The organism is Propionivibrio sp. (genome assembly GCF_017995515.1).
Lineage (GTDB): Bacteria > Pseudomonadota > Gammaproteobacteria > Burkholderiales > Rhodocyclaceae > Propionivibrio.
Window position 1 is genome coordinate 1 of record NZ_JAGOIT010000191.1, and the last position, 2,578, is coordinate 2,578.

6 protein-coding genes are annotated in these 2,578 nt (G+C 63.2%); all 6 read left to right on the top strand.

Going from position 1 to position 2,578, the window contains the following annotated elements; genetic code table 11:
- A partial coding sequence (locus KBA32_RS16985; RefSeq protein WP_294361484.1) for a phage head closure protein occupies nt 1-417 on the top strand: 417 nt, incomplete at its 5' end.
- Nucleotides 410-562, top strand: a complete 153-nt coding sequence (locus tag KBA32_RS16990; protein ID WP_294361485.1) for a hypothetical protein — start codon at nt 410-412, stop codon at nt 560-562. The genes KBA32_RS16985 and KBA32_RS16990, both read left to right, overlap by 8 nt.
- 32 nt (nt 563-594) lie before the next feature.
- Nucleotides 595-1,065, top strand: coding sequence for a hypothetical protein (locus KBA32_RS16995; RefSeq protein WP_294361486.1), 471 nt, complete (start codon nt 595-597; stop codon nt 1,063-1,065).
- Nucleotides 1,066-1,422 (top strand): DUF3168 domain-containing protein, encoded by a 357-nt coding sequence (locus KBA32_RS17000; protein WP_294361487.1) that lies wholly within the window; start codon nt 1,066-1,068, stop codon nt 1,420-1,422.
- A gap of 60 nt (nt 1,423-1,482) precedes the next feature.
- Entirely contained in the window at nt 1,483-1,965 is a 483-nt protein-coding gene (locus KBA32_RS17005; protein ID WP_294361488.1) for a phage tail tube protein, read from the top strand.
- A gap of 3 nt (nt 1,966-1,968) precedes the next feature.
- Nucleotides 1,969-2,283 carry a hypothetical protein gene (locus KBA32_RS17010; RefSeq protein ID WP_294361489.1) on the top strand — a complete coding sequence of 105 codons (315 nt, stop codon included), beginning with the start codon at nt 1,969-1,971 and terminating at the stop codon, nt 2,281-2,283.
- Nucleotides 2,284-2,578 lie beyond the last annotated feature (295 nt).

Consider the following 2,578-nt stretch of genomic DNA (forward strand, 5'->3'; position numbering starts at 1 on the left):
CTATCCGTCATCGGTCACGATCACCATACCCGCCGGCCGGCTGCTGTCGGCTGCGAGCGGGCGCACAATCACACTGAGGCCGCGATGAGCTTGGCACACAGACTGCGGCACCGGGTCACGATCGAGCAGCTTGCGACGACGCGCGACGAGTTCGGCGGGGTGGTTGAGTCGTGGGGAACGGTCGCTATCGTGCCGGCTGAAGTCTGGCCGCTGTCCGGGCGCGAATTCGTCGCAGCGCAGGCGGAACAGGCCGGCGTCACGACGCGAATCACGATCCGCTACCAAGCCGGGATTGAGCCGGCAATGCGGGTTACTACGCACGACGGCAAGACTTACAACATCAAAGCCGTGCTGCCTGATCCTACGCTGCGCCGGCATATCACGCTGATGTGCGAAAGCGGGGTGAATAATGGATGACGAAGGCCGCGCAAGGCTGGCGCGAATCGAAGCCAAGTTGGATGTGCTGATCGCTGCTTTATCGGACGAGGATGACGACGAGCCGCAATACTCGCTCGACGGCGAGCTGCTGTTTTGCGCGCGAGATGAAGGGGCGCCGCTATGAAAGTCGAAGTGCAGATGCAAGGGCTGGAAGGCGTGCTCGACACGCTCAAGCGCCTGCCGCCCGAAGTCGTCAGCAAGCGCGGCGGGCCGGTGCGCCGTGCGCTCGCCAAGGGCGCGAAGCTGATCCGTGACGAGTCCCGCAAGGCGCTGCAACGCTCGATTGATGCGGCCGGAAAGACGGGCATCACCGAGACAACGGGATTCACGGCAGGGAACGTCATCATGAAGCGCCGTCGCCTCGACTACATCAACGGCGAGCGATACGTCGTGACCGTGCGCCCGAAGAAGCACCCGAGCGGGCATCAGTACCGCAAGCGCACGATTCAGACGAACGACATCGCCCTCATCATGGAGCAAGGATCTGCGAAGCATCCGGCCCTGCCCTGGCTTCGCCCGACGTTCGCCAGTCGCGCGGAAGAGGCCATTCGGCTGATCGAAACGACACTTATTGCCGACATCGAGAAGCTCGTGAAAAAGCTCGCCGCACAGAATGGGGTCCGCTGAATGCTGCCGCCGATTTACCCGACGCTTTCCGCATGGCCGGCTGTTTCCGCCATCGTGGGCACGCGCATCTATCCGCACGCCGACGCCCCGCAGGACGTGACCGCGCCCTATGTGACGTGGTTCATGGCAGGCGGCGCCCCGGTCAATACGATGTCTGAATCGCCGATGGTTGATCAGATGACGGTGCAAATCGATTGCTGGCACGCCACAAGCGCCGGCGTCGTCGCGCTGGCTTCTGCCGTGCGTGAGGCGGTCGAGCCGCACGCGCACATCACCGGATACCCGATCAACGCGAAAGACACAGAAACGCAGCTATACCGAATCGGGCTTCAGCTCGATTGGTGGCTGTCCCGCTAACCCGCTTCACCCTCGCACCATGCCCGCCTTGAGCGGGCTTTTTCATTTAAGGAGCCCGCAATGGCAAACGAACTCAAGACCCAAGGCACGCATCTCTATTTCGTCAAGCCTGGAACCCCGACCGGCACGGCCGTCAAAGTCACCTGCCCGACAGGCATCAGCGGACTCGGCGGCGCGGCCGACCAGATCGATGTCACCTGCCTCGACGCGACCGACGATCGAGCATACGTGCGCGGGCTGGGCAATCCTGGTCAAGTTACGGTGCCGTTCGTGCTCAAGGCCGGCGACGTTTCGCACGCCGATCTGGTGGCGCTGAAAGAGGCCGGCACGTCGGTGGAGTGGATGGTGTGCATGTCCGACGCAACGACCGTGCCTGTCGTCACCGTCAGCACGAACAGCTTTACCGCGCTCACCACGCGATCGAACATCAAATTCTCCGGCTATGTCGCCGACCTGACGCTCGACGGCGCGACCAATGAGGTGTGGCGCGGTACGATGACTATCCAGCGCTCTGGCGCTTGGACGATCACATGGAAGGCGTAACCCATGCTCGACGATGATCTGTTCGCCAGCGACGCCCTGATCGAGCGCAGCGTGACCCTGCCCAGCGGCAAGGCTGTCACGCTGCATTTCCGCGAGCTGCCTGCGGTCGAGTTCATCCGATTCCAGCGCATCGCATCCGAGGGCAACGAGGACGCGCGTGACGGCGCTGCCGCGAAGCTGATCGCGGCCTCTGTGCGCAACCCGGATGGCAGTGAAGCGATGAGCTACGAGAAGGCACTGACGCTCAAGTCTGGACCGCTCAATGCCATCTTCGCCGTTGTGCTCGAGATCAACGGGAGCAAGCCGGGAAACGCCTGAGCGAGCGCGGGGATCTGTGGTTCTGGCATGTCCTCGCGCTCGCGCTCGGCAAGACGGTCGGCGAGCTTCAATCGACGCTCACGCGCCGGGAGTTCGAGAGCTGGCGCGAGTACTACCGCAGGTATCCGTTTGACGATCTGCACCGCTACCACCGCCCCGCTGCACTCGTTGCGCGCAGCATGGGTGGTGGCGATGTGCGCGAGTTGATCGATTGGCTGCAACCGCCGGCCGGCGAAGTGGATTTGTCCGACGCGGACATCGTGACGCTGCGCGCGTTTGGCATCAGGAAGGAGTA

Excerpts from the sequence above, each read along its gene's own strand:
- KBA32_RS17010 (WP_294361489.1), top strand. The coding sequence starts at position 1,969 with ATGCTCGACGATGATCTGTTCGCCAGCGACGCCCTGATCGAGCGCAGC.
- KBA32_RS16990 (WP_294361485.1), top strand. The coding sequence starts at position 410 with ATGGATGACGAAGGCCGCGCAAGGCTGGCGCGAATCGAAGCCAAGTTG.
- KBA32_RS17000 (WP_294361487.1), top strand. The coding sequence starts at position 1,066 with ATGCTGCCGCCGATTTACCCGACGCTTTCCGCATGGCCGGCTGTTTCC.
- KBA32_RS17005 (WP_294361488.1), top strand. The coding sequence starts at position 1,483 with ATGGCAAACGAACTCAAGACCCAAGGCACGCATCTCTATTTCGTCAAG.